Annotated in this window: 23 protein-coding genes and 1 riboswitch; of the genes, 7 read left to right on the top strand and 16 right to left on the bottom strand. The window is 46.3% G+C overall.

Annotation, left to right across the window (positions count from 1 at the left end; genetic code table 11):
* Nucleotides 1-92: 92 nt before the first annotated feature.
* Complete coding sequence (locus tag ICL80_RS08210; protein ID WP_194215614.1) at nucleotides 93-1,388, bottom strand: OprO/OprP family phosphate-selective porin; 1,296 nt, start codon at nucleotides 1,386-1,388, stop codon at nucleotides 93-95.
* 243 nt (nucleotides 1,389-1,631) lie between these two features.
* On the bottom strand, nucleotides 1,632-3,683 hold the full coding sequence (locus ICL80_RS08205; protein ID WP_194215613.1) for a methyl-accepting chemotaxis protein: 2,052 nt from the start codon (nucleotides 3,681-3,683) through the stop codon (nucleotides 1,632-1,634).
* A 189-nt stretch (nucleotides 3,684-3,872) separates the two neighbouring features.
* Between ICL80_RS08205 and ICL80_RS08200 the strand changes: the two genes are divergently transcribed.
* Nucleotides 3,873-4,031, top strand: coding sequence for a YqaE/Pmp3 family membrane protein (locus ICL80_RS08200; RefSeq protein WP_194215612.1), 159 nt, complete (start codon nucleotides 3,873-3,875; stop codon nucleotides 4,029-4,031).
* A gap of 92 nt (nucleotides 4,032-4,123) precedes the next feature.
* On the opposite strand, the gene ICL80_RS08195 is transcribed toward ICL80_RS08200, so the two are convergent.
* The 4 genes from ICL80_RS08195 to ICL80_RS08185 form a co-directional block, all read right to left on the bottom strand.
* Nucleotides 4,124-5,242, bottom strand: a complete 1,119-nt coding sequence (locus ICL80_RS08195; protein ID WP_194215611.1) for a site-specific DNA-methyltransferase — start codon at nucleotides 5,240-5,242, stop codon at nucleotides 4,124-4,126.
* 143 nt (nucleotides 5,243-5,385) lie between these two features.
* A complete protein-coding gene (locus ICL80_RS08190) occupies nucleotides 5,386-6,039 on the bottom strand; it encodes a ribonuclease HII (RefSeq protein WP_194215610.1) in 654 nt (217 codons plus the stop codon).
* Between the two features lie 275 nt (nucleotides 6,040-6,314).
* Complete coding sequence (locus tag ICL80_RS18195; RefSeq protein WP_265588840.1) at nucleotides 6,315-6,443, bottom strand: hypothetical protein; 129 nt, start codon at nucleotides 6,441-6,443, stop codon at nucleotides 6,315-6,317.
* A 264-nt stretch (nucleotides 6,444-6,707) separates the two neighbouring features.
* Entirely contained in the window at nucleotides 6,708-7,946 is a 1,239-nt protein-coding gene (locus ICL80_RS08185; protein ID WP_194215609.1) for a DNA recombination protein RmuC, read from the bottom strand.
* A 168-nt stretch (nucleotides 7,947-8,114) separates the two neighbouring features.
* On the opposite strand from ICL80_RS08185, the gene ICL80_RS08180 reads away from it, so the two are divergent.
* Nucleotides 8,115-8,990 carry a phytanoyl-CoA dioxygenase family protein gene (locus ICL80_RS08180; protein WP_194215608.1) on the top strand — a complete coding sequence of 292 codons (876 nt, stop codon included), beginning with the start codon at nucleotides 8,115-8,117 and terminating at the stop codon, nucleotides 8,988-8,990.
* A 1-nt stretch (nucleotide 8,991) separates the two neighbouring features.
* The gene (locus ICL80_RS08175; RefSeq protein WP_194215607.1) at nucleotides 8,992-10,221 is read left to right on the top strand and encodes an NAD(P)/FAD-dependent oxidoreductase; all 1,230 of its coding nucleotides are present in this window, start codon (nucleotides 8,992-8,994) and stop codon (nucleotides 10,219-10,221) included.
* A 1-nt stretch (nucleotide 10,222) separates the two neighbouring features.
* Here the strand turns inward: ICL80_RS08175 and ICL80_RS08170 are convergent, their stop codons facing one another.
* Nucleotides 10,223-10,765, bottom strand: coding sequence for a glutathione peroxidase (locus ICL80_RS08170; RefSeq protein ID WP_194215606.1), 543 nt, complete (start codon nucleotides 10,763-10,765; stop codon nucleotides 10,223-10,225).
* Between the two features lie 192 nt (nucleotides 10,766-10,957).
* Here ICL80_RS08170 and ICL80_RS08165 point away from each other — a divergent pair, with 192 nt between their 5' ends.
* Nucleotides 10,958-12,061, top strand: a complete 1,104-nt coding sequence (locus tag ICL80_RS08165; protein WP_194215605.1) for an NADH:flavin oxidoreductase — start codon at nucleotides 10,958-10,960, stop codon at nucleotides 12,059-12,061.
* 35 nt (nucleotides 12,062-12,096) lie between these two features.
* Here the strand turns inward: ICL80_RS08165 and ICL80_RS08160 are convergent, their stop codons facing one another.
* From ICL80_RS08160 to ICL80_RS08130, 7 genes are all read right to left on the bottom strand, one after another.
* Entirely contained in the window at nucleotides 12,097-13,212 is a 1,116-nt protein-coding gene (locus tag ICL80_RS08160) for a PA0069 family radical SAM protein (protein ID WP_194215604.1), read from the bottom strand.
* 40 nt (nucleotides 13,213-13,252) lie between these two features.
* Entirely contained in the window at nucleotides 13,253-14,458 is a 1,206-nt protein-coding gene (locus ICL80_RS08155; protein ID WP_194215603.1) for an EAL domain-containing response regulator, read from the bottom strand.
* An 88-nt stretch (nucleotides 14,459-14,546) separates the two neighbouring features.
* Complete coding sequence (gcvPB, locus tag ICL80_RS08150) at nucleotides 14,547-16,103, bottom strand: aminomethyl-transferring glycine dehydrogenase subunit GcvPB (RefSeq protein WP_194215602.1); 1,557 nt, start codon at nucleotides 16,101-16,103, stop codon at nucleotides 14,547-14,549.
* The gene (gene gcvPA / locus ICL80_RS08145) at nucleotides 16,100-17,452 is read right to left on the bottom strand and encodes an aminomethyl-transferring glycine dehydrogenase subunit GcvPA (protein WP_194215601.1); all 1,353 of its coding nucleotides are present in this window, start codon (nucleotides 17,450-17,452) and stop codon (nucleotides 16,100-16,102) included. The genes gcvPB and gcvPA overlap by 4 nt, the downstream gene beginning before the upstream one ends.
* 34 nt (nucleotides 17,453-17,486) lie before the next feature.
* The gene (gene gcvH / locus ICL80_RS08140) at nucleotides 17,487-17,858 is read right to left on the bottom strand and encodes a glycine cleavage system protein GcvH (protein WP_194215600.1); all 372 of its coding nucleotides are present in this window, start codon (nucleotides 17,856-17,858) and stop codon (nucleotides 17,487-17,489) included.
* Nucleotides 17,859-17,885: 27 nt separating this feature from the next.
* Nucleotides 17,886-19,019 carry a glycine cleavage system aminomethyltransferase GcvT gene (gene gcvT, locus ICL80_RS08135; protein WP_194215599.1) on the bottom strand — a complete coding sequence of 378 codons (1,134 nt, stop codon included), beginning with the start codon at nucleotides 19,017-19,019 and terminating at the stop codon, nucleotides 17,886-17,888.
* A 149-nt stretch (nucleotides 19,020-19,168) separates the two neighbouring features.
* Nucleotides 19,169-19,258: riboswitch (glycine riboswitch) on the bottom strand.
* A gap of 117 nt (nucleotides 19,259-19,375) precedes the next feature.
* A complete protein-coding gene (locus ICL80_RS08130) occupies nucleotides 19,376-19,876 on the bottom strand; it encodes a hypothetical protein (RefSeq protein WP_194215598.1) in 501 nt (166 codons plus the stop codon).
* A gap of 240 nt (nucleotides 19,877-20,116) precedes the next feature.
* On the opposite strand from ICL80_RS08130, the gene ispH reads away from it, so the two are divergent.
* From ispH to rnhA, 3 genes are read left to right on the top strand one after another with little or no spacing between them, the layout of a single operon-like run.
* The gene (ispH, locus tag ICL80_RS08125) at nucleotides 20,117-21,073 is read left to right on the top strand and encodes a 4-hydroxy-3-methylbut-2-enyl diphosphate reductase (protein WP_194215597.1); all 957 of its coding nucleotides are present in this window, start codon (nucleotides 20,117-20,119) and stop codon (nucleotides 21,071-21,073) included.
* Complete coding sequence (locus tag ICL80_RS08120; protein ID WP_194215596.1) at nucleotides 21,073-22,032, top strand: homoserine kinase; 960 nt, start codon at nucleotides 21,073-21,075, stop codon at nucleotides 22,030-22,032. The genes ispH and ICL80_RS08120 overlap by 1 nt, the downstream gene beginning before the upstream one ends.
* A complete protein-coding gene (rnhA, locus tag ICL80_RS08115) occupies nucleotides 22,022-22,474 on the top strand; it encodes a ribonuclease HI (RefSeq protein ID WP_194215595.1) in 453 nt (150 codons plus the stop codon). Before ICL80_RS08120 ends, rnhA begins: the two co-directional genes overlap by 11 nt.
* A gap of 7 nt (nucleotides 22,475-22,481) precedes the next feature.
* Here the strand turns inward: rnhA and ICL80_RS08110 are convergent, their stop codons facing one another.
* Nucleotides 22,482-24,167: a M28 family metallopeptidase gene (locus ICL80_RS08110; RefSeq protein ID WP_194215594.1), complete on the bottom strand. Its 1,686-nt coding sequence runs from the start codon at nucleotides 24,165-24,167 to the stop codon at nucleotides 22,482-22,484.
* 111 nt (nucleotides 24,168-24,278) lie between these two features.
* A complete protein-coding gene (locus ICL80_RS08105) occupies nucleotides 24,279-25,571 on the bottom strand; it encodes a DsbA family protein (RefSeq protein WP_194215593.1) in 1,293 nt (430 codons plus the stop codon).
* Nucleotides 25,572-25,577 lie beyond the last annotated feature (6 nt).

The following is a 25,577-nucleotide window of genomic DNA, read 5'->3' as shown; positions in this document are numbered from 1 at the left end:
ATTTAGTATAAATTTGGCCCGTATTATAAACATGGAGCAGCAAGATACAATCTCACCGCCCCATGTGTAAAATAGGTTACTAGCAGTTTGTCTTACCAGTCAATCTGGAAACGCAGCCCAAATGTATCTGCCGAGTTTTCACCGTCAGCGCCGTTTGCAGCAACATCAAAAGCGTCGTCTATAGTGCTATGACTATAGTTGGCCATCACACGGGCATGGCGGTTTAAATACCAATTTAAGCCAATCACTATTGTATCCATCTCACCGCCAAACACGCCGTTATCAGTTAGGTCGATAATATCGTATTTTGCCGCGACTTCCCATGCGCCAACACCGCCTTTATGGATAGGCGAGTTTACTGCCGCACGGTCCCATACACCTGAAGAAAGCTTCAATGGCCTGCTTTCACCAGTGATGAACCAGCCTGCTTCCACATACCCACCTGAGAAGGTGGCATTACGCGCTGCCGAACCACCATCTTTCGCAGAAAGAGAAGCCCATTCAGCAGAAGCATGAAAAGCCCCCATTTGTGCTGCGGCTTCTAAGCCATACATGAAATCTTCATCTGTGATAAAGCCCGTTGCCAAAAGTCGGTCAGAAAGATGGTGATATGTTCGTTGGCGGTACCGGTACTGTGCCCCCTCAGAAGCCTCTTGATACCGCACAGAACCGCCCAGCATCCACGCACCATTATCAAACTTCCCGCCGTATGTTACCCTGCCCGCAAGGGTAGTGCCCTGCTCGTCAGCTGTATCTGAGACACTGCCCCGGAAAACCGCAGCCTTAAATGTCCAGTTATCGCCGCCATTACTGAGACTCACGCCTAATTGGCGCGCCAAATTAAAGGCATCGGTGAAAGCACCTCTTTCTATGAATGTTACAAACCGCGACGATGTTTGCTCTTCCAGAGAGTTCGGTGTCTTAAAGTTACCAACGGTCACTTTACCAAAACTTGTTGGATATGTTATAAAAGCATCATTCACAGTTGTTGTATTTCCTGCAAAATCCGCCTCAAACCTGTATCCAATTTTACCCCAGGCTTTTCCTTCAATACCAATTCTTGCGGCCCTCAGTTCTGTTCCCGCAACATTCATGGCATCATCGTTATCGTGTGCCCAGCCTGCATCCGCATAAAGCCTTCCACGCAGTTTAAACTCAAACAAACCATCATCTGTTGCCAGTGTCAGCGCAGGGCCAGCCTTTTTAATCTCTGCAACTTTGCCTTGTGGGGCTGCCGCTTGCTTTTTTTCCAGCTCTTCAATGCGTTTTGATAGCATTTCAAGTTGTGCTTTAAGCTCTTCAATTGACTGAGCATACAGTGGTGTTGCAACCCCGGTTGACAGTGCTGATGCCAACAACAGAGTTGATAGAAAGTTTCTATTCATCATTGCGTTTCTCTTTTCTCTTTTGGCAGAATGCCTCATCCCCGGTACACGCTTGATACACGCCGTACTTCTTAATACGCCAAAAAGGTTATCGTTTCCTTACTATCAAGCTGTAATGGCAAACGATAACCCAAGCTAAGTATTTGATAACATGGGTACTTACTGAGAAAAGCCTAGCATACAAAAGCAAAACTGCGCCGCTTTGCAAAAAGGTTACATTACTGTGACAAATAAATGACACACAATTTAAAGCGTCCGCTCCTGCCCAAGGAAAGTTTCAACCTCTATGCGCAAGCTAGACGAAAGCCCATCAAGTTTATTTGCCTCTTCCATTACACTATTAGAGGCTGAGCCAGTTTTCTTAGCTCCCTCGGTTACAACCAGAATATCTGATGCTACACGCCGTGTGCCCTCTGCTGCAAACTGAACCCCACGGCTAATGTCATTTGTCGTTACTTCCTGCTCTTCAACGGCCGCAGCAATACTCGACATAACTTGATTTAACCGATCATTAGCGCCACTAATTGAATCCATCGCATTCACTGTAGATCCTGTCACGTTTTGGATAGCAACAATTTGAGATGTAATCCCTTCGATAGCTTTGGCCGTTTGGTTAGCGAGCGCTTTTACTTCGCTTGCAACAACAGCAAACCCTTTACCTGCCTCACCTGCACGCGCAGCCTCAATTGTGGCATTCAACGCCAGTAAATTGGTTTGTTCAGATATATCATTGATCAGTTTCACCACGCCCTCTATCTGGCTAGAAGCGTCTGAGAGTTTTTCAATAGCCGCCTGACCATCTTTCGCAGCAGACATAGCCTCGCGCGAGTTTGACGATGCACGCTGCATTTGCTGACTCACTTCCGCAATAGAAGCCGCAAACTCTTCAATAGCAGATGCCATCGACGTAACATTGTCCTGCATTTGATGGGATTCGTTACTAACGCTTTCCACCTGCCTGCTTGTCGTATCTGCAACAGAGACCATACCAGTAGCAGTTTCACGCATCTTTGAAGAGGATTGGCTAAGATTGGAGATCGCTATGCTAATAGACTTCTCAAACTCGGCAATCAGTTTGCCAATCATCTGATTGCGCTCTTCCCTAATACGGAGTTGCTCTTTTTCACGTTCACGCTCTTCACGCTCGCGCTCAGCCTGTAATTCAATTTCTCTTTTTTCAAGTGCAGCTTGGCGTTCTGCATGCGTCCGCGCTTCAGCTTCAAGGCGAACTCGCTCAGCAGCACTGTCGCGTAGTTCTGCCGTGACATGGGCCATACGGCCAAATTCATCCTTGTTTTCGGCACCAGGAATAGCGACCTTAAAATCGCCCGCTGCAATTTTTTGTAGGGCATTCTCAAGGCTTTTAACTGGCGCGATGGTAATACGTATGATCAGCGCAGATAATAAACTAACCAGCAATATAATGACAAAACCAACCCCCATAGTGGCAATAAAACCGACTTGTTCGGTATCCTCAGCTGCTTGTTCTGCAGCGATAGTTCCATCCTGTGACGCTTTAGAAATTATTTCAAAAGGCTCAGTCGTTTCAGCATAGATATCACTAAGTTTTTTTGTGTTGTCATCCAGCTGCAACCGTAATTTTGCATAAGCATTAAATGTGGAAATATAGGTGTTAAGATTAGTTAGAATTTCCTCTTTCGCAGATGCCGCAATATCTTCCTTCATCAAGCTATCCTGAAACTCCTTACTGCGGTCATTCATCCTGCCAATATATTTTTCATCGACACGCATAATGAAATCTTTTTCATGCCTGCGCATCATTAGCATCAGTATTTCAAGCTTATCAGACTTATACTCAGAAAGTATGTTTTCAATTTCGTGTACAGCATCCCGCAATTGCCCCTGCAGGCCAGCATTTTCATCAAGCCCCAATTGAACGTAATCTTCCTTAACCACATCAAACTGTTTTGCGTGCCGGGGCAAAATATCATTTAACGCTTTAACAGCACTATGAAATTCGCTTGAAACCTCACTATCCAAAAGTTTTTTTACAACACTTTGAGCGTGGGCAACTTCCTCATAATAGCCGTCAGCATATTTGATTTCTTGTCGAATAAAAAAATCTTTTTCTTTACGGCGCATCTGTAAAGAATAATTCTCAAGATCTTTCTGCATCATACTGATACTATTGAAATAATCTGCCCTATCTCTACTATTTTGAACTGTTGTAGAAATGACAAGGCCGAGTATAACAATCGCTATCAGGCCCAGCAATGCGCCCCCTGCAAGCATATATACTCTGAATGAAAATGGCTTATTTTGCATCCAACGCGACATGGCATTTCCTCTGTTCTTTCAACCCCAGAGAAAGATTAAACAACTTTAGTTAATAAAATATAAGTGCTAACCAGCGCTATAAAACTGAAATTGATTGATTTCATAGATCAGAAAAGTAATGTCAAAAACATAACTTTGGGTAAACAAACCTTTACCCACACCAAAAAACACCACACTCAGGAGTAAGCTATGGATATCATTCGTATTATATTTGCCATCATATTGCCGCCTGTCGGAGTATTCTTACAAGTTGGGCTTGGGCTACACTTCTGGCTTAATATTCTATTGACAATATGTGGGTACCTGCCGGGGATTATTCACGCAATTTATATAATTGCAAAAAAATAACACTCTACAGCGTTATGAAAATGCCGCCCTCTGGGCAGAGGGCGGCAACGGAGGAAATACAGATGGGCATCTGTATTTCTATCATCTATGGATTAATGTAATTCAGCACGAATTTGCTGGCGGAAAATATCAATAGGTAACAAATCACCTTTATTTTCAACGTGCCAGAATGTCCAGCCGTTACATGCCGGTGCACCCTGCACCCCTGCCCCAACCTGATGGATAGAACCTTTCACAGACTGAGCAATCAGAGTGCCGTCTGTACGCACCTTGGCAGCGTAGCGCTTTTTACTATCGTATAGAACTGTACCTGGCTCTACCAAACCCCGCTCAACAACAGATCCAAAGGCAACCCGTGGGGCGCTACGTTTACTTTCCGTGAAGGCTAGTGTTTCGGCATCTGTAATAGGCTTAATTTCAGCAATACGTTTCTCAGCAACTTTAATATAGTCTGTTTCACGCTCAATACCGATAAAATTACGGCCTAGACGCTTGGCAACAGCACCCGTTGTGCCTGTACCAAAAAAGGGATCAAGAACCACATCACCCGGGTTGGTTGAAGCCATCAGAACACGATATAGAAGCGATTCTGGCTTCTGCGTTGCATGAGCCTTTTTATCACCATTCTTAATCCGCTCTTTCCCAGAACAAATTGGTAAGGTCCAGTCTGAGCGCATTTGGGAATCGTCATTCATGGCCTTCATAGCATTATAGTTGAACGTATACCCGCCCTTGTCTGCCGACTTAGCTGCCCAAATAAGGGTTTCATGAGCATTCGTAAAACGTGTACCTCGGAAGTTTGGCATAGGGTTAGACTTGCGCCAAATCACATCGTTCAGCATCCAATATTCAAGGTTCTGCAAAGCCGTACCAACTCTGAAAATATTATGATAACTGCCAATCACCCAAATCGTGCCGGTGTCTTTCAAAATACGACGTGCAGCCTCAAGCCAGCCATATGTAAATTCATCATATGCCCTAAAGCTCGCAAACTTATCCCAAGCATCATCGACGCCGTTTACCTTACTATTATCAGGTCGCGATAAAGTGTCCTTTAATTGCATATTGTAAGGTGGGTCAGCAAAAATCACATCTACCGACTTTTCCGGCAGGGCATTCATTGCCTCAATACAGTCGCCCTGCAAAATTTTATTCAGCGGCAACGCTTTGGATACAACCTCTTTAGAGGCAGATTTTTTGGTCTGCGCCATATAATTTCTCCGTCCCATTCTGCTGAAAAGTGCTCATTTTGAGCTGATATTATGATAAGTTTTCAGCGAATTACAGAGGTGATCATGATTCGAAATCGAATCGAGGTCAAGTGATTCTTTTATATGAATCAATAGTTTGTTAGCTATTCTTCACTTAAAATATTGCGAATCGGTGAAAAAGAACGTCGATGATGAGGACTAACACCCACAATCTTTAGTGCAGCCAAATGATATGCAACACCATATCCTGCGTTTTTGCCCCACCCATACTCTGGATAGTCTTTTGCTAACTTTTTCATCAACTCGTCACGAAAAACTTTTGCGATAATACTGGCCGCTGCGATTGAAAGTGACCTGCTATCCCCTTTAACAAGTGTACGAGTGGGTATTCTAAGGTTTGGGTCGCGGTTACCATCTACAAGTGCACAGGACGGCCTTACAGAAAGCCCCCCCATTGCACGACGCATAGCCAGCATAGACGCCTGCAAAATATTAATATCATCAATTTCAGCGACACTTGCTTCGGCCACAGAAACCGCAATTGCAGTTTCTTTTATAAGTGCATAAAGATATGCACGTCTTTTTTCGCTTAATTTTTTACTGTCATTTAGACCTTGGGGAATTTTCTCTGGGTCCAATATAACCGCAGCCGCAACCACGGGGCCTGCAAGAGGGCCTCGCCCTACTTCATCAATACCACAAACTAATCCGCCATTTTCAGAGAGAATAGACATTTCTGCAGACCAGTCTGGGCCAGTGGTTATTGCAATACCTGCGGATGTGAATAAATCATTCATAAATAGCCCCTCAAACAAGCAATAAAACTTTATCTTCTTTTTGCCAAGCAAGTAAGAAAAAGCGCTTTCTTAAAAAAGAAAGCGCCAGTTTTCAGGGCAAGTGTGGATAATAATCTGTTGCGAAACAACAGGATACTCAGAACAAAACTTGTGGCCGGACCTTATCGCTTTTGGGGGCTAGGAGGTGTCGATAAAGAGTCCGGCCCTCTGTTAACCATTGCAAGCACCCGTAGGGGGGGGAGGAACAAATGCCTGCGGTATAGGCCAACAGAAACTTATGCTGCAAACATGCTTGCAACCCGGCGCTGGGCACGACGGTGCCGACGCCATGATCGCGCACCAGATGCTACCGAGGGATTAAGAACAGCTTTGCCAGATGGAGCTAACAATAAATTCGTAAACATATTTCTATCCTTTTTATCTATAAAATAATTCGCCGTATGCGCAATTATCTGATCTGTCGTATTGGCACTGCCTTGTTATCCGGTAGTGTCCTTTATTGTACGAAATATATGTAGGTATTCCTCCGCGGGGTTCAACTCCCCTCGTCGCAAATTTTGCACTATTCAGCGCTAATCAGACCAAGTGCGACAGAATGTCATAGCTGATATAGCCTGTTGTTTGATGTGCAGATATTTGGGGTGCCCGGATATTTGAAATGTATAAACTTATTCGGATGTATCTTCCAGCAGAGCTGCCGAAGTTTGGTCATCCACAGCTTCAACAGACTTGAGAGCACGCAGCATCATGCGCTTGCGCTTCTGTATCTCTTCAGTTTGGTTAACTGCAGCATTCAATTGTTTGCCAATTTTCTCCACATCCGAACCAAACTTGGTAAACTCAAGCTTCACAGCCCCCAACACTTTCCACACTTCACTTGCCTGTTCCTGCATCACTGCCTGCTGATAGCCCATGCGGAATGTGCTGAGAAGAACCTGAAAGTTTGTTGGCCCCGTTACGGTGACAGAATAGTCACGCTGCAGGCTTTCCATTAGCCCTGCTGTCCGTAGTACTTCCGCATACAAACCCTCTGTTGGCAAAAACAAGATAGCTTCCGTAGTAGTATGAGGCGGGTTGATATATTTTTGTGAAATATCTTTGGCAAAGCCCTTTATCTGTTTCACCAAATCTTTGGTTGCAGCGTCGATACCGAGCTTATCACCAATTTCCACAGCCCCTAAAAGGCGCTCATAATCCTCTGTCGGGAATTTAGAATCCACAGGCAAAAATCTTGGCTCTGCCCCCGGCATGCGGATACCATATTCCACACGCTGCGTACCCGTCTGCTTACCGCAATCATAATTATAGATAAACTGGTCTGGGGTAAGGAAGTCTTCAATAAGTAAACCAAGCTGCACTTCGCCAAATGTGCCACGTGATTTTACATTCGTCAGCACACGTTTCAAGTCACCAACACCAATTGCAAGGTTCTGCATTTCACCAAGACCGCGCTGCACGGCTTCAAGCCGTTCTGAAACAGACTTAAAGCTCTCGCTTAAGCGTTTTTCCAGCGTAGTTTGAAGCTTTTCATCCACTGTTTTACGCATCTCATCCAGCTTCTGGCTGTTTTCTGTGCGTAGCTCTTTCATTTTTTCATCTAGCTTGTCGCGAAACTGCTGCTGCTGTGCGGACTGATCAGCCCCCAATTTCCGCACCGTTTCGCCGAGGCCGAGTATCGCCTTTCCGTTCTCCTCGCGGTTTATGCGCAGCTCTTCACGCATAGCAGTTTCCCGGCGCTCAGCCTGAAAGGCCATTTCGGTGATACGGGTTTCAATGCGAATTAAATTATCAGCATTATCGCCATCTTTTAAGGATGCCCTTAAAACAGAAACTTGCCGCATAACAGCCACGATCAACAGCACCATAACAAGAATGCCTGCTCCAAATACTATGTCTGCCAGCGCCACTTTATGTATCTCCCATGAATATGCACCATCAGTACCCCAGCGCAGCAGCATTGTGCAAGGCTTGACCACACTCAACGCATATGATTGATTACTGGAAATACCGGTGTGCCTTAATCAACCTCCGTCAGACACGTGTCTAATCGGCGGGCACAACGTCTGGAGACACGGATGATCCCCCGTTTCAATGCACGTAACTTCACCAAAATAACACCCGAAATGCTTACATGCTATAAAGACCAAGGTGTCCTTGTTCTTGAGCACTTGGTCAGCGCTGATACCTGCGATATCCTGCGCCAACAAATGGCAAAACTAGTGCAAGACTTTGATGTCACAGAACACAGAACTGTTTTTTCCTCAACATCAGAAGCACATGCACAAGAAAGCTACTTTCTCGAATCAGGTCACAAAATACACTTTTTCTTTGAAGAAGGTGTTTTTGACAAAGTTGGCCAATTACAAAAGCCAATAGATCTTGCCTTAAACAAAGCAGGACACGCAATGCACGACCTGGACCCTGTATTCAATGATTTTTGCAGGCAGCCAGCATTTGAAACCATTACAAAAGGCCTAGGACTTGTTGACCCTTTATTGTTGCAATCTATGTATATTTTCAAGCAACCTCAAATAGGCGGTGAAGTCGTGTGCCATCAGGATGCCACCTACTTGCGCACAGAACCACAGTCGTGCATTGGCCTTTGGGTTGCCCTTGAAGATGCCACAATAGAAAATGGCTGCCTCTGGGGTATTCCAGGAGGCCATAAGCAAGGTGGACTAAAAGCCGCTTTTCGGCGCGATCCAGAAACCAACCAAACATGGACAGAAATACTGGACGATACCCCCTACGACGAAGGCAAAAAAATCCCGCTTGAAGTCACAAAAGGCAGTGTAATTGTATTTGGCGGTCTGTTCCCCCATATGTCCTATGCAAATAAATCTGCACACTCACGACATGCTTTTACACTGCACATCATTGACAAAACCACCCATTATCCTGCAGATAACTGGCTCACTCGACCAAAAGATATGCCACTCAGGGGTTTTTGATATGCAAAATATTGTTATTGTTGGCGGTGGTCATGCGGCTGCTCAGGCTGTTACATCACTGAAACAAAAAAAGTTTGAAGGCACTGTCACCCTAATCAGCGAAGAGCCTGTTGTGCCCTACCAGCGCCCACCACTATCAAAAGCCTACCTATCAGGCGATTTGGCTGCAGAGCGTCTACCTATCCTGCGCGAAGCTGCGTATGAGGGTGCAGGAGTAACCCTGAAGCTTGGCACACGTGCAGAAAAAATTAACCGCACAGATAAAACTGTAAGCCTTTCAAGCGGTGAGACCGTCCCTTATGATAAACTTATTCTCGCAACAGGGGGCCAGCCGCGCAAGCTTTCATGTCCGGGTGCCGACCTTGCGGGCATCCACTATGTTCGAACACAGGCTGACACAGATGCCCTGCGCCCTGAATTTGAAAGTGCTGAAAAGTTACTAGTTGTAGGCGGCGGCTACATTGGACTGGAGATAGCCGCAGTTGCACGAAAGCTTGGCAAAAAAGTAACAGTTCTTGAAGCAATGGACCGAATTTTGGCCCGCGTCGTTGCCCCTGAAGTCTCGCGGTTTTATGCCGATGTACATTCAGAGGAAGGGGTCACCATTCTTACAGACCAGATGGTTACATCAATTGAAGGCACAGGCCGTGTAGAAGCTGTGATGACGGCTGACGGCAACCGGTTTGAAGCTGATGTTATTGTCGCAGGTATTGGCCTGATTGCTAGCACTGAGCTGGCAACTGCTGCAGATATTAAAGTTGCTCAAATGGGGATTGAGGTAAATGGTTTTTGCCAAACAAGTGATCCTGACATTTATGCTATCGGCGATGTAACATGGCATCATAATGTGCTTTATGAGCGTGATATGCGCCTCGAATCAGTTCAAAATGCTGTAGATCAGGCAAAAGTTGCTGTTGGCCACATGTTTGGCGAAGAGGCTGTCTATGACGCCTTGCCTTGGTTCTGGTCAGACCAGTATAGCATGAAGCTACAAATTGCAGGCCTCTCTGCCGGATTTGATACCCTAATCACACGTGGCTCTCCCTCTGAGCGTTCCGTTGCTTTCTTCTATTTAAAAGAAGGCAAACTGATTGCTGCAGACTGTGTTGGTCGGATGGGTGAGTTTATGCAGGCTAAAAAGCTAATTGCTGCCAAAGTTGATGTTGACGCAGAAAAGCTGGCTGACGACAGCAAGCCTATCAAAGACATTGCTGCCGAACTGCTGTCCTGATTTACTTCAGGACAGCATCAATAGCCGCAAGAAGTTTTTCAGAATCAGGCGTTACCTGACTTGGGAAATAAGCAACAGGCGTGCCTTCTGGCGAAATAAGATACTTATGAAAATTCCACTTTGGGCGGGAAGCATCGCCCAACTCCCCTGCGAGCCAGTCATAAATAGCTGCATTACCTTCTTTACCACTCACAACCATTTTTTTCGTCATCGGAAAATCAACATCAAAGTTGATAGTGCAAAACTCTTTAATATCGTCTTCACTATCTGGCTCTTGCCCTCCGAAATCGTTTGACGGCACACCTAAAACAATAAGGCCTTTATCCCGGTAGTTTTCCCACAAGGCTTGCAGTCCTTCATACTGGGGCGTAAAACCACACTGCGATGCTGTATTAACCAGCAAAATTGCCTTCCCATGATACTGCTCTAACGGCATCTCGGTATAATCAATAGATGTAAGGTTAAAATCATACACGCTGTCTTCCGCCAAAACAGGGGACGAAATAACCATGCAGAGCATCGCAACATATAGTTTTTTAATCATTTTATCTCTCCATGAACAGGAAACTCAACATTGGCAGATATCAGATAATAAGCAAGATGCCTGACGTATTTGTGATGGAACTATATGCTCGAAGAAAAGCTTGCCAGTTAAGCAAAAATTCCTTTTCTTGAACATCTACCATCTAAGGCTATCTATTATAAAACGCCAAATTATATAAGGGATCATCACATAATGGATACCAGCCTTTTGTTCAAACCGTTTGAAACGGCTAATTTATCACTTAACAACCGCATTGTTATGGCCCCCATGACAAGGCAGTTTTCCCCCGGCAATGTTCCTAACGACCTGAATATCGAATATTATAGGAAGCGTGCAGCAGGCGGTGTTGGCCTTATCATCACAGAAGGCACCTGCGTGGGCCACAAGGCTGCAAATGGGTATCCTAATATTCCCTTCATTGCGGGTGATGACGCCCTTGCTGGCTGGAAAAAGGTTGTAGACGCCGTGCATGCAGAGGGCGGTAAAATCATGCCGCAGTTGTGGCATGTCGGATCCATTAGAAAAACCGGCGTTGAACCAGACCCAGAAGTTCCAGGCTTTGGCCCTTCAGGGCTAGTTATGCCAGGCAAGAAACGCTGCCATGTTATGACAGAAGAAGATATAGCCGATGTTATTGCGTCCTTTGCTAAAGCAGCCAAAGATGCAAAATCCATAGGCTTTGACGGCGTTGAGATACACGGTGCCCATGGTTATCTTCTAGACCAGTTCCTATGGGCTGGCCTCAATGAACGTACAGATGCATGGGGTGGCTCTCTCATTAAAAGAACACGTTTTGTTACTGAGATTGTAAAAGCCATACGGGCAGAAGTAGGACCTGATTTTCCAGTTATGCTGCGGTGGTCACAGTGGAAACAGCAAGACTATTCCGTGCGCCTTGTAACAACCCCTGCCGAAATGGAAGAGTTTCTTGCACCCTTCACGGAAGCTGGCGTAGATATTTTCCATTGCTCTTCACGCCGGTTCTGGGAACCTGAATTTGAAGGCAGCTCCCTTAACCTTGCAGGCTGGGCTAAAAAAATAACAGGCAAACCAACCATCACAGTTGGCAGTGTAGGGCTTGACGCAGTCTTTACAGAAGAAGGCAAAAAAGACTTCAACGATGCTAAACCTGCAAGTATTGATAACCTGATTGAACGCCTGTCACATGATGAGTTTGATTTGGTTGCTGTTGGCCGCGCGCTTATTGCAAACCCTGAATGGCCGCAAAAAATCCAGAGCCAAAACACAGATGATCTTTTGTCTTATACAAAAGATATGCTGATGAAACTGGCCTAACAATAGCGCATTGAATGACAGGCCTTGTCTGTCATTCAGTGCATCTGCGCTATTTGATCAAATAAATTATACTGAGTGTTTTTAACATTTGCAGGCTTAAACTGCGTAACATCAACAGATACACGCCCTTCATTTAGCCGCAAGCGCCGACATAAACCGCTAAACCGCTGTTGTAGCAAGTCTGCTTCCAACCCCTGCCCTTTCATGCGGTGTTTGAAACGAGGGTCATTAAGCCTACCGCCTTTAAGAACCATAAGCCTGTTCAACACACGCTTTTTTCTGTCAGGGAAATGTGTTTCAAGCCATTCACTAAAGAGGCCAGCTACTTCACGGGGCAATCGTAATAAAATGTAAGCCGCTTCGGTTGCGCCAGCATGCGCCGCTGCTGCTAAAACCGCCTCCATTTCATGATCGTTAATCGCCGGTATAACGGGTGCAAACATAACTGTCGTGGGCACACCTGCATCTGTTAAAAGCTTTACAGCATCTAACCGACGCTGCGGCATAGCAGCCCGGGGCTCTAAAAGCCGTGCCAAACGGCGGTCCAGTGTTGTGATTGATAAACCAGCTTTCACTAACCCCCGCTCTGCCATCGGAGCCAAAATATCAAGGTCTCGCACAATAAGGCGTGACTTCGTTAAAATAGTTACCGGGTGATCATGTGCCGCTAACACCTTAAGCATTTCGCGGGTAATTTGACGCTCTTTCTCAATAGGCTGATAAGGGTCGGTATTGGTACCCATGGCAATGGGACGGGCTACATACCCCGGCTTGGAAATTTCAGCCGCTAAAAGTGCCGGAGCATTTGGCTTGGCAAAAAGCTGTGTTTCAAAATCAAGGCCTGCTGAAAGCCCCATATAAGTATGGCTAGGCCTTGCAAAACAGTAAACACAGCCATGTTCACAGCCCCGATAGGCATTGACAGAGCGATCAAAAGGAATATCCGGCGATGTGTTTTTTGTTAGAATGTGTCGTGCATTTTCTTCCGTTACCAATGTTTTAGGAGCATGAATATCCTCACCGAGATAACCGTCTTCGATAACTTCCCGCTGATATGCTTCAAACCGCCCAGACGCATTAGAAATGGCTCCCCGGCCTTTATAAGGCCGGGGGAAAGTATGGGAACGGATAATGTTATCTTTCGCTGTCATTCTAGAAGAATAGCATAAGAACAAAAAGAGAACAAATAAATTATTCAGCTATGTTAAGGCCAGGAATTGTCAGAACACCATCATTAAAATCTTCCGACCAGATCAAGAACTCTTCTGGCGCCATAGGCTTCCCTATCAGGTAGCCTTGCGCTGTATCAGCGCCCAAGTCCTGCACCATTTTCAAATGAGCAGTATCTTCAATACCTTCGCAGTTACACGAAAGATCAAGCTTGTGTGCAAGATCAATAGCACTTTCAAGAATAATACGTGCCATTTTATCTTCTAATGCCCGACCAACAAATTCACGGTCTACAATAAGCTCATCAAAGGGAATGGTTTTTAACCGTACAAGGGACGCAAAACCCGCTCCAAAATCATCGAGGGATAAACCAACACCTGCGGCCTTCAGCTTCGAAAGCACCTCTAGCGGTACACGTTCATCAACATGGAAGTCGGACTCACTTAATTCAAGGCGTACCATACCGGGCTTCACATCAAACTGGTCAGTCAGCCCTAATACAATATCGGCAAAATCTTCTTTTCTCAGGTTTTCACTACTAACATTAATGGCAATTTTAACGTCTTGCCCCTGCCTGTGCCACCGGCCTTGCTGCTCTAAAGCCAGTTCCATCATGCGGTAGGTTAAAACATCCATAAAGCCTTTTTCTTCGGCAATGCGTAGTACCGCACCAGCACCTAAAAGACCGCCACCCGGCGCACGCCACCGTGCGAACACCTCGGCGCCAGCAACCTTCCTGGTTTTCAGATTTAATTTTGGCTGGAACACGGGTGCAAGGCCATCGGTCAGCAGGCCGCGGATAAATTCTGATTCAATCAGAACCGTTTCTGCACCCTTTTTGTCTGTGTCGCGCATACTGGCAACATCATTCAGGGTGCTAAGCAATAGGCCTTTGTCGATAGGCTTGGTTAAAACCCCAAGCAGATTAACACTGTAGGCAAGCGCCAGCTCGCGAGCGCTATAAAGTGCCCGTTCGTCCTGATGACTAACAATGATAAGCCCCGGATCCCAATCAAGCTCGGATATAGACTGGATCAGCCCGAAACCATCCATTTCAGGCATATTGAGATCTGTCACGATAACATCGTATCGTTCTGTTTTCAGTATTTCGAGGGCCTGTGCTCGACTACTCGCAGTAGCGACCAAATAATCGGCAGTTTGCAAATATTGCGTCAGCATATCCCGCATTGTAGCGGAATCGTCTACAACAAGTATTCGTTTGCTCACAGTAACTCCTTCCCATAACTGCCCTTAAGCTAGCACTATGGAAGCAAAGATCAAACGCTTCTCTTTGCTTCCGGGAAGGTATTAGTGCCTATGCTTCCTGATTGTTGCTATAGCGCAATACAGGTTGCCGTGCGGCTTGTGTTTCATCAAGCCGTTTTCGGGGTGCATAATAAGGGGCACCCTCAAAGCGCTCTGTTTCACCAGCTTTAGCCGTAGAAGCAAGACCACGCATAGAACGAATAAACTGATCCAGATTAAACTTTGATTCGGTTTCTGTTGGCTCAATGAGCATGGCACCATGCACAACCAGTGGGAAATACATGGTCATGGGGTGATAGCCCTCGTCAATCATCGCCTTGGCAAAGTCAAGCGTGGTAACACCAGTATCCTTCAAGAACCTATCATCAAACAGGGCTTCGTGCATGCACGGCCCTTCATAAGAAAGGCTCATCACATCCATGAGAGATGCCTTAATGTAGTTAGCATTCAGCACAGCATCTTCAGAGGCTTGCTTTAGTCCGTCACCGCCGTGACTTAGCATATAGGTAAGAGCCCTAACATACATACCCATTTGGCCGTGAAACGCTGTAAGGCGGCCCAAAGATGTATCAGCACTGTCTGCTTTCCATTCTTTAAGGTTCAAGCTACCGTCATTTTCTTTCACCACATACGGCATCGGCGCAAAATCTTTTAGCGCATCAGAGAATACAACAGGGCCAGAACCGGGCCCACCACCGCCGTGCGGTGTTGAGAATGTTTTATGCAGGTTAAAGTGCATGGCATCGACACCCAGATCACCGGGGCAAGCCTTACCCATAATCGCATTAAAGTTAGCACCATCACAGTAAAAATAGGCACCTGCCGCATGGATAGCGTCAGCAATCTCTTTCACTTCAGTTTCAAACAAACCGCATGTATTGGGGTTTGTAATCATAACTGCAGCAACAGTTTCATTAAGTGCGGCTTTCAGGGCATCAATATCAACCCGGCCATTAGACTTTGCAGGAATAGATTTAACATCATACCCGCAAAAAGCAGCTGTTGCCGGGTTTGTGCCGTGCGCACTTTCCGGGCACAAAATAGTTTTCCGGCCATCACCACGTGCTTCGTGGGCAGCCCGAATTGCCATAACACCACAAAGCTCGCCGTGCGCACCAGCTTTTGGGGATAGAGCAACCGCAGGCATATTGGTAATCGTCATAAGCCAATGCGACAACTCACCCATCAAGGCCAGTGCCCCTTGTACTGTAGAAATTGGCTGCAGAGGGTGAATGTCACCAAAGCCCGGCAAACGCGCCATTTTTTCATTCAGGCGTGGATTGTGTTTCATGGTACATGAACCAAGAGGAAACACGCCCATATCAATACCGTAGTTAAGGCGGCTAAGGCGTGTATAGTGCCTTACAGCATCAGGCTCTGGCAAACCTGGGCAACCAATCGATGTTTTACGGGCCAACCCACCGATGGCCATTTCAAAATCATCAACTTCTGGCACGTCCACACCCGTTGTATCTGCGCGGTCCAATTCAAAAATAAGAGGTTCTGCTAGCCTAAGGCCCTGATGGCCAGAAAAGCTCTCAAACGGTTGAAAAGACGTACCAACATTTTGGGCAGTTGTTGGGCGCCCTTGATTGTTCATACTCATTTTACTGTCTCCTCAAGCGCTGCAACAAGCGCCGCAATATCATCTGGCGTTACAGTTTCTGTGACAGCTAGCATCAAATAGTTTTCAAGCCCGGCTGTTGGGTCAAGCCTTGAAAAAGGCACCCCTGCAAGAATGCCCTTTTCGGCAAGCGCTTCAACCAGCCCCGCCGCGTTCACAGGCAACTTAACCGTAAACTCATTAAAAAAAGTCTGGTTCACCACTTCAACACCAGCAACGCCGTTTAACGCATCTCGTAGGTCGCACGCGGTTTTATGATTGAGTTTAGCAAGAGCTCTAAGGCCCTTTTCCCCCATCAAGGTCATATGAATTGTGAATGCAAGTGAACAAAGCCCAGAGTTCGTGCAGATGTTTGATGTCGCTTTTTCACGGCGAATATGCTGTTCGCGTGTTGAAAGAGTTAGCACAAATCCGCGTTTACCTTCAGCGTCAACCGTTTGACCACAAAGCCTGCCTGGCATCTGCCGCACATACTTCTGGTTGGTCGCAAAAATACCAAGGTATGGGCCACCAAAATTAAGGCCGTTACCAATAGACTGTGCTTCACCAACAACAATGTCTGCTCCCATAGCGCCGGGGCTTTCGATCAGACCAAGTGAAAACACTTCATTAACAACTACAATGAGCAGTGCTTTATTGGCATGCGCAGCTTCAGCAAGCGGTGTGAGGTCCAGAACGTGGCCACAAACACCGGGGTTTTGGAACACAACACAACTTGTTGTCTCATCAATGGCATCGATCGCAGCCTTTAGCTCAGCCTCAGGGCTTTCAGGGAGTGTTTTTTGAACAACGATTTCATCATCTGTATACTGTGTCGTTGTTTCAACGACTGCGCGGTAATGCGGATGCACACTGCCTGCAAGCACTGCTTTTTTGCGGCGTGTTACACGGCGGGCCATCATAACAGCTTCTGCTGTCGCCGTAGAGCCATCATACATGCTGGCATTTGCCACATCCATACCAGTAAGTTCAGCCACCTGTGTTTGGAATTCAAAGATATACTGAAGTGTGCCCTGTGCAATTTCAGGCTGATACGGTGTATAGGCTGTCAGAAATTCGCCGCGCTGAATAATATGATCTACCGTTGCAGGAACATGATGCCGGTAAGCCCCGGCCCCAACAAAGAAAGGCACACTGCCTGCAGCCACGTTTTTAGCTGCAAGACGCGCCATATGTCTTTCGACCTCTAGTTCCGTTTTATGGCGTGGCAGATCAATATCCGGATTCAGGCAATCTGCAGGCACATCTTTAAAAAGCTCATCAATATGACGAACGCCAATTTTAGCCAGCATTTCCTGCCGGTCAGTGGTGGTCAGAGGCAAATACCGCATGCCCTACTCCCTAACAAAATCTTTAAAGCGGATATTATTCAAGCCCGGCAACATATTCGCCGTAACCAGCCTCATCCATCATGTCGTCCAGTTCGCTTGAATCAGCTATTTTCATTTTAAAAAACCAGCCATCATCCATCGGCGAACTGTTCACTATTGCAGGATCTGCTTCCAGGTCTGTATTAACCTCAAGAATATCGCCAGAAATTGGGGCATACACTTCACTTGCTGCTTTCACAGATTCAACAACCGCCGCATCATCGCCTTTGCTAAAACTCACCCCAATCTCAGGGAGCTCTACAAACACAATATCTCCAAGAGCACTTTGTGCATGGTCTGTGATACCGATAGTAGCAGTATCTCCTTCAACGAGGATCCACTCATGATCTTCCGTATATTTAAGCATGGACTTTTCCTTTAATATTAAATCGCATCAGGCAATTGATTTGCGTTTATAACGCTGTTGTACAAAAGGGGTTTTAGAAACTTTTGCGGGCAAAGCTTTGCCCCGCACCATCAGGCTAATTGTCGTACCTACTGTTGCATACTGTGCAGGGACATACCCCATAGCAACTGGGCTGCCAATCGTAGGTCCAAAGCCGCCAGAGGTAACAATACCTATAATAGTACCATCGGCATCGGCAATTTCCGTACCTTCACGCGCTGGCGCACGGCCTTCAGGCTGAATGCCCACAAGCTTTTTAGAGGTACCATTTGCCAATTCATTTAGGATACGCTCACTACCTACAAAGTCACCGTCTTCCCTGCGCTTTTTACCAAGGGCAAAGGTAACATTCGCTTCAACAGGGCTAATATCGGCGTTAAAATCGTGGCCGGACAGGCACAGCCCAGCTTCCAGCCGCAGGCTGTCGCGAGCGCCTAAGCCAATCCATTCTACAGCTTCATTCTGAAGTAACCGCTCGGCAAAAGCACGTGCTTCCTCAGATGGAACAGAAATTTCATATCCATCTTCACCCGTGTAGCCAGAACGGGAAACCCAACAAACCACACCTTCGAGGGTCACCATCGTTGCTTCCATAAAAGACAAATCAGCAACTTCTGGCGCCAGCGCAGCAAGAACACTTTCCGCGGCGGGACCTTGAAGTGCAAGTAGTGCCCTGTCATCAAGAGGCTCAACAACGATCTGCGCCCCAAGCTTTTCTTCAATAATGGCATAATCTTTTGCCTTACATGCCGCGTTCACAACAACATAAAGCGTACCTTCTGGCTCAAACGTGCGTGTGACCATCAGGTCATCTTCAATACCGCCTTTATCATTCAACAATAGCGTGTAACGCATCTTTCCAGGTAATAAGCTTGAGAGTGCACCTGGCATAAGCTTTTCGAGAGCCTTGGCGGGATCTGCTCCCTGTGTAGAGCGAATGTAACACTGGCCCATATGCGACACATCAAATAACCCTGCTTTTTCACGGGTATGGATATGTTCTTTCATAATACCAAGGGGATATTGCACAGGCATGGCATACCCTGCAAACGGCACCATCTTGCCACCAGCTGCAACATGCAGGTCATATAAAGGAGTTTTTAACAGGTTTTCATCAGACATCAGACACTCTCCGCATAGGCACACAGCCAGTTAAACCGGCAAAAGTGCCCCCTCTGTCACGGAACCTGAGAGATTTGACCCACCGCATACATGCTTTGAGCTTACCCCGTCGGTGAGAAACGCTTATGTCTCTACTTTCCAGAGTGTCACAAACCCATGCGGTCCTTTTGCCTGAGAGTTTCCGGGGCGGTTGCTCCTTCGGCGCCAGTAAAGTTACTGGTCTCTCCCGCAAGTGGGCACAGCTGATGTATCATTATCAACTGCGTGACTTGATAGTAGGCGGGATAATAGGTGCAAAACCCAAAGAGTCAATCGGGCAAATGCTCCAGCCTCATTTTTACAGAAACTCTAAAAGGTTAGCGCTGCATATTGTAGACAGCGCTGTCTGCATCCACTTGAAACCCAACCAAAAGTTCATAGTTATAGCGCCGTGCTTGTTCTATTGAAGGTATCAGCTGTGTAAGCATTTCATGGCTACGGGCAATGCCACTGCCATCAAACTTTAAAGTCACATCATAAATGCGTTTGGAAACAAGCTGGCTGTTGTCTTTAACTACTGCCACAAAATACGGCACTGTTATGGATGAGTTTGCGAGGGCTGGCCCTGCCTGAGCACCGATATAAAAATCTAATTGTGCTTTAACATCTGCTTCTTCCACACAGCTACTGGTTACATCCATAATGGAAGCTGTATATTCAACATCTGCTGTTGTGCGGCTTACCCCCTTAAACTTAGTAAGGGTACCAACATCCCCCACCACAGCAACACCAAAACACCGGGATACAGTTACTTCAAGCGGGTTTTTATTGCATGCCGCGACCAAAAGCATAACCGCTGACAAAAAAGCAAAACGCATTAACATAGAAACCCTTTCAACTGTTTATAGCACCGGACAGACGTTACAGAAGTGCCGGTAGTGGCGGCATCATAAAAAGAACGTTTGAAAAGCGCAAGCCACCATAAGCGCTGTTTGTAAAGCCAGACAAGTGCAATATGCAATGACCATGACAAAAGTAAGGCTTAAAGCATACGGCGGCTTGACCCAAACTCAAAGGAAGGCTAGCAAAGGGCTATACGAACACACGGGAGAAACTAGGTGCCAAAGGCAAGTAAAGAACTACTGCAAATCCTGCTTGCAAACCCCCGGGGCTTTTGTGCAGGTGTAGACCGTGCAATAAAAATTGTTGAGCTTGCCCTTAAAAAGTTTGGCGCACCCGTTTATGTTCGTCATGAAATTGTTCATAATCGCTATGTGGTTGAAGGGCTTGAAGCACAAGGCGCTATATTTATCGACGAACTGGATGAAGTACCAACAGATTCGCCCGTTGTGTTTTCAGCACACGGCGTACCCAAATCAGTGCCAGAAGAAGCAGAACGCCGAAAAATGATCTATGTTGACGCCACCTGTCCGCTTGTATCCAAAGTGCACAGGCAGGTCGAGCGCCACAAAGACAATGGCCGCCACATTTTGATGATAGGCCATGCTGGCCACCCCGAAGTTATTGGCACTATGGGCCAAGTAGAAGAGGGCTCTATGAGCCTGATTGAAACCGTTGAAGATGTTAATAGGCTGGACCCTGCAAAATATGCTGAGCTTTCCTATGTAACACAAACTACACTTTCTGTTGATGATACAGCAGATATCGTAGCTCGCCTTGAGGAACGTTTTCCTGAGCTAAAAAGCCCGAAAAAAGAAGATATCTGCTATGCCACAACAAATAGACAAACCGCTGTAAAATCTATCGCTACCAGATCAGACCGCGTTATTGTGATAGGTGCACCTAACTCGTCAAACAGTCGCCGGCTTGTTGAGGTCAGTGAAAAAGAAGGCTGCTCAGCTAAACTTGTTCAGCGAGCCAGCGATCTTGACTGGACATGGCTAAAAGGCGCAAAAATTGTTGGCATATCTGCAGGAGCAAGTGCCCCAGAAATATTAGTTGAAGAAGTTATCGAGGCTATTCGCGAGCATTATATCGCAACAGTTGAGCTGGTTACAACCGCGGAAGAAAATGTCATTTTTAAAGTCCCCCCAATCTTGAAGGATGTTGCCTGATGGCTGTTTATACTCAGGTGGATGACCATACTCTTTCCGCCTTTCTTGACATGTACGATGTAGGAACGGCAACCAGCTTTAAAGGCATCGCGGAAGGTGTTGAAAATTCTAACTATTTATTAGAAACAACCGGCGGCCAATTTATTCTGACACTTTACGAAAAGCGCGCAAATCCTGCTGACCTTCCCTATTTTCTCGACATGATGGAACATTTGGCCGCGGACGGGATGCCTGCCCCCTTGCCCATCAGGGACAAAACCGGCGCTTCACTGCAAACCCTCTCTGGGCGGCCCGCATGCCTTATCAGTTTTTTGCGCGGCGTTAGTGTAAACCACATGACTGATGCACACTGTGCCGCGCTTGGTGAAACATTGGCTGAGATGCACAATAGCTTACAGTCTTATACTCAAACCCGGCCTAATGACCTATCCCTTAAGGGCTGGCAAAAGCTTGCGAGCGATACACAGAACGGCGCAGACAGTGTTGAAGCCGGTTTAAAAACTATAATTTTTAATGAACTTGAATATCTCGCTTCCAATTGGCCATCAAACCTACCTTCCGGCAACATTCATGCAGATCTGTTCCCTGACAATGTTTTGTTCACAGGCACTAAAATTACCGGGCTAATTGACTTTTATTTTGGCTGTACAGATATGCTAGCCTACGATATTGCCGTTTGCATCAATGCATGGTGCTTCGATGCAGATCATACATTTCAAGCAACACGTGCTAAGCGACTTACCGAAATGTATGACAGCGTTAGGCGGTTAAGTGCTGCTGAAATAGATGCTCTGCCAATTCTGTGCCGCGGTGCCGCACTGCGTTTTCTGCTCACACGCCTCTACGACTGGCTAAACCCTGTAAAGGGTGCTGTTGTACGCCCTAAAGACCCCCTTGATTACCTAAAACGCTTACAGTTTCATCAAAGCGTAAAAGATACGGCCAGTTATGTCGTCTAAATCAAAAATCGTTGAAATATATACAGATGGTGCATGTTCTGGTAATCCAGGCCCTGGAGGCTGGGGTGCGCTCCTGCTCTATGGGACGGACGAGAGAGAACTAACGGGTGGCGAGTTTGAAACCACTAACAACCGGATGGAACTGACCGCTGCTATTGAAGCATTAAATGCCTTGAAACGTCACTGCATAGTACATCTGCATACTGATAGTACTTATGTACGAGACGGCATTACCAAATGGATTGAAGGCTGGAAGAAAAACGGCTGGCGCACAGCCGCCAAAAAGCCAGTCAAAAATGCAGATCTCTGGCAGTTGCTCGAAGATGCTGCAAACAGGCATTCCATTGAATGGAAATGGGTAAAAGGTCATGCTGGCGACCCCGGCAATGAACGTGCCGATGCCTTGGCAAACCAAGGCATGGCACTCTATAAAAACACCTAACCGGCATTTATTTGCTGAATGTATCGCCGAAAAAATCGCCCTTGTTCCATGTAGGACGTTCTGCTTCATTAGCTATCGCATTCGAAATCAACCAATTTACGTAAGCAAACTTGGCCGCTGCCTGATAATCGATCGGCAGGCTAACTTCATCAGCAGGTGAATGATAGGTTTTATGCAAAAAGTCCATAAATACCTCACCGCCGTTTTTATTATCAAATCCCTTATTAAAGCCCGTTACCAAGAACACAGACGGTATGCCCTGCTGTACAAACCTGTAATGGTCACTCCGTGTAAAAACACCTTCTTGCGGCATTGGGTCTGGGCTTAAGACAAGCCCAATAGACTGCACCGCTTTTTCAGTGATAGGGCCAAGGCTTGAACGATCTGCGCCAAAGGCAACTACATCTGAAAAATCATATAGAAGCACAGGCATATCAAGGTTTACATCTGCAACAATATTGGCCTTTGGCACGGTGGGGAAATGTGCAAAATATTCTGCTCCCAGAAGACCTTTTTCTTCTCCAGTTACCGCAGCAAATAATATGGACCGCTTTGGCTTCATACCTGAATGAATGTAAGCTCGCGCAACTTCCATCATAACAGACACACCGGCTGCATTATCTAGTGCACCATTATTGATCTTATCTTCACCTTTTGCGTTAGCACTTATCCCAATATGATCAAGATGCGCAGATAGCACGACATATTCATTCTTTAGTATTGGGTCGCTACCTTCAATAACCCCAATCACATTCGGGCTATAAACAGGCTCACTTAGAATGCTTTCGCGCACCATTGATACACGAGCCTTTAAGGGGAATGAAGTCACGTTCCCATCTTCAGCCGATACCAAGACATCATCGAAAGAATGCGCAGCACCCTCAAACAGTTTTTTTGCCGTATCATGGCTTATAAAAGCTGTGGCACTTATACCAGATGCTTCATCATCTGAAACAGGCCTTATCCAATCGAACTGCTCTCTGTCCAAATATGCCTTCATACGTGAATAAGGAACACGCTTTTCATTGGTTAGAGAGTTCACCGTGATAATACCCACTGCACCGTGCGCCTTTAACACTTCTGCTTTTGTTGATGATGAACCGTAATGTGCCCTAATTTCTGTCTGGAGAGACGCGGGTGCGCCAGAAAGCACAAGCGCCACTTTGCCTGTAAGGTCAACCCCGTTAAAGTCGTCGTAGCCAAAATCAGGCGCGTGAACACCGTAACCCACAAAAACAACACTCCCAACGGCAGCGCCAGACGGGTTCCCCACACTACCGCCCATAAGGTAATCGTCCCCTAAAGTGAAGTTGATTTCTGCACCATCAATCATCGCTGATAGTTTTGCTTTTTCGTGGTTCAGTTTTGCTTTTTGAAAAGGTACTTCCTGAAAGTAACTGTTGCCATCACCAGCAGGTATCATACCTAGCCTAGCATACTCAGCCGCCACATAATTGGCTGCAATTCTATAGCCATCAGAGCCTGTATCACGGCCAAGCAACATATCATCGGCTAGAAACGTAATATCTGCCCGAATACGATTAGCACTGAATGTATTCAGCGTTGGCATGAACACTTTATCAGAATCAGGGCTGCTCGCTTGATTAGCGCTACACGCTGTGAGTAACGTTACCGTTGCAGCTAAAACGCAGCTTCTCAGGCCGCTCAAATAGCTTTTATTTTGCTTTTTCATATCTATCCCTACAGTCTTAAAAATCCAGTCGTGGGTACCTTAGCCTTACCCAAGCTGAACCGAAGTTATAAAAGCTGACTTTTTTTTCAAGAATAATCCGTTAAAGCGATGTCATCCTGCGGCAGACTGCTTCAGGGCTTCCATAATTGCCCACAACCTGTCTTGCCCCCATAGGGTTTCGGTCCCTACGCGAAATGCTGGCACACCCCAACTACCATACATCAGCATTTGCTGTCGATTTCGTTCAGCTTTTTCTTGCCACATGTTAAGGGGCATTACTGTAGAAGCTCGTGATGATGGCAATCCTATTTTTTCAAGAATGGTCGCCATCCCCTTTTCGCTATTACCGTCTATGCCTTCTGCCCATACAGCTTTTGTAAAAGCTTTGAAAAAATCAAAGTCTGCATTTTCTGTCGCAAGCGCAAACCCAATAGCCATTGCTTTATTCGTCGCCCCCCCAAGCGGATCAACAATACGGCCAAAAGGTATATTCTCAAGTCGCGCTTCACGCGCTGCATCGTCTAAAATATACCGGGCCTTAGCAGGTGGGACAGCTAAACCACGCATAACCATTGGCAAAACCGGCCGCAGCTTTATACGCACCCCTGTTTTAGCCGCAAACTCAGAGGCTTGGTGCAATGCAATATAGCTATATGGGCTACGAACCGAAAAAAACAATTCAACCGTTTTTCCAGAAACAGAACGCTCTGGCTCCTCAAGATTATAGCGCCATAAGCGCCCTAATTCATAGTGAACCTCACCGTCACCAATACCAAGCCGGTTCAAACGGCGTTCCAAGTGGTCCATTCTGTCTAGGCCTAAGTATATTTCACCGCCGTAAATCAGTGTACCACTAGCATAATGCCCCAACGACCGCAGCAACTGCTCGTTAGCAGCAAGTACGCTATCATGAATATCTGCCGCGACACAAAGACGTTTAACGGACGCGATATCCTCACGCCAGAGAGCGGCTCCTACTTCTTCGGCGATAGCAAAAAAGTCAGGTGAACCTTGAATGCTGGCTAGATAGCGATTCGCCATACCCACGCCAAACCTGTCTGGCACTTTTGCCCGCGACGGAAAACCAAGACCATAAAGACGCGCCAAACGGGTAGCATCCAGAATGCTATAAGCTTCATACCGGGCGGGATCAGGGTACATATTTGCTGGCAACCGCTCAACAACAAGAGGCTTCACAATGACATCAAATCTTGAAATAAGGTCGGGTAAAACCTGTACCATGAGCTGACAGTAAGGGTCATCCACTCTGTGAAAATACAGAATTTCATGCCCCTTACGAGACATGCGCCGTCCTATTTCCGTTTGTAAACGGTTTAGATTTAAGCGCTTCTCACTTGTAAGCCAAGCAGCAGCATTCGATTGTACAAAACTTTCAAAACTCATGAAGGT

The organism is Kordiimonas pumila, assembly GCF_015240255.1.
In the GTDB taxonomy this organism is placed as follows: domain Bacteria; phylum Pseudomonadota; class Alphaproteobacteria; order Sphingomonadales; family Kordiimonadaceae; genus Kordiimonas; species Kordiimonas pumila.
The sequence above is the reverse complement of the archived record's forward strand: the minus strand, read 5'-3'. Positions and strand labels throughout refer to the sequence as shown.

What these genes read in the sequence shown, in the direction of transcription:
- ICL80_RS08210 (WP_194215614.1), bottom strand. Translation starts at nt 1,388, where the DNA reads ATGATGAATAGAAACTTTCTATCAACTCTGTTGTTGGCATCAGCACTG.
- ICL80_RS08205 (WP_194215613.1), bottom strand. Translation starts at nt 3,683, where the DNA reads ATGTCGCGTTGGATGCAAAATAAGCCATTTTCATTCAGAGTATATATG.
- ICL80_RS08200 (WP_194215612.1), top strand. Translation starts at nt 3,873, where the DNA reads ATGGATATCATTCGTATTATATTTGCCATCATATTGCCGCCTGTCGGA.
- ICL80_RS08195 (WP_194215611.1), bottom strand. Translation starts at nt 5,242, where the DNA reads ATGGCGCAGACCAAAAAATCTGCCTCTAAAGAGGTTGTATCCAAAGCG.
- ICL80_RS08190 (WP_194215610.1), bottom strand. Translation starts at nt 6,039, where the DNA reads ATGAATGATTTATTCACATCCGCAGGTATTGCAATAACCACTGGCCCA.
- ICL80_RS18195 (WP_265588840.1), bottom strand. Translation starts at nt 6,443, where the DNA reads ATGTTTACGAATTTATTGTTAGCTCCATCTGGCAAAGCTGTTCTTAAT.
- ICL80_RS08180 (WP_194215608.1), top strand. Translation starts at nt 8,115, where the DNA reads ATGATCCCCCGTTTCAATGCACGTAACTTCACCAAAATAACACCCGAA.
- ICL80_RS08175 (WP_194215607.1), top strand. Translation starts at nt 8,992, where the DNA reads ATGCAAAATATTGTTATTGTTGGCGGTGGTCATGCGGCTGCTCAGGCT.
- ICL80_RS08170 (WP_194215606.1), bottom strand. Translation starts at nt 10,765, where the DNA reads ATGATTAAAAAACTATATGTTGCGATGCTCTGCATGGTTATTTCGTCC.
- ICL80_RS08165 (WP_194215605.1), top strand. Translation starts at nt 10,958, where the DNA reads ATGGATACCAGCCTTTTGTTCAAACCGTTTGAAACGGCTAATTTATCA.
- ICL80_RS08160 (WP_194215604.1), bottom strand. Translation starts at nt 13,212, where the DNA reads ATGACAGCGAAAGATAACATTATCCGTTCCCATACTTTCCCCCGGCCT.
- gcvPB (WP_194215602.1), bottom strand. Translation starts at nt 16,103, where the DNA reads ATGAGTATGAACAATCAAGGGCGCCCAACAACTGCCCAAAATGTTGGT.
- gcvPA (WP_194215601.1), bottom strand. Translation starts at nt 17,452, where the DNA reads ATGCGGTATTTGCCTCTGACCACCACTGACCGGCAGGAAATGCTGGCT.
- gcvH (WP_194215600.1), bottom strand. Translation starts at nt 17,858, where the DNA reads ATGCTTAAATATACGGAAGATCATGAGTGGATCCTCGTTGAAGGAGAT.
- gcvT (WP_194215599.1), bottom strand. Translation starts at nt 19,019, where the DNA reads ATGTCTGATGAAAACCTGTTAAAAACTCCTTTATATGACCTGCATGTT.
- ICL80_RS08130 (WP_194215598.1), bottom strand. Translation starts at nt 19,876, where the DNA reads ATGCGTTTTGCTTTTTTGTCAGCGGTTATGCTTTTGGTCGCGGCATGC.
- ICL80_RS08120 (WP_194215596.1), top strand. Translation starts at nt 21,073, where the DNA reads ATGGCTGTTTATACTCAGGTGGATGACCATACTCTTTCCGCCTTTCTT.
- rnhA (WP_194215595.1), top strand. Translation starts at nt 22,022, where the DNA reads ATGTCGTCTAAATCAAAAATCGTTGAAATATATACAGATGGTGCATGT.
- ICL80_RS08110 (WP_194215594.1), bottom strand. Translation starts at nt 24,167, where the DNA reads ATGAAAAAGCAAAATAAAAGCTATTTGAGCGGCCTGAGAAGCTGCGTT.
- ICL80_RS08105 (WP_194215593.1), bottom strand. Translation starts at nt 25,571, where the DNA reads ATGAGTTTTGAAAGTTTTGTACAATCGAATGCTGCTGCTTGGCTTACA.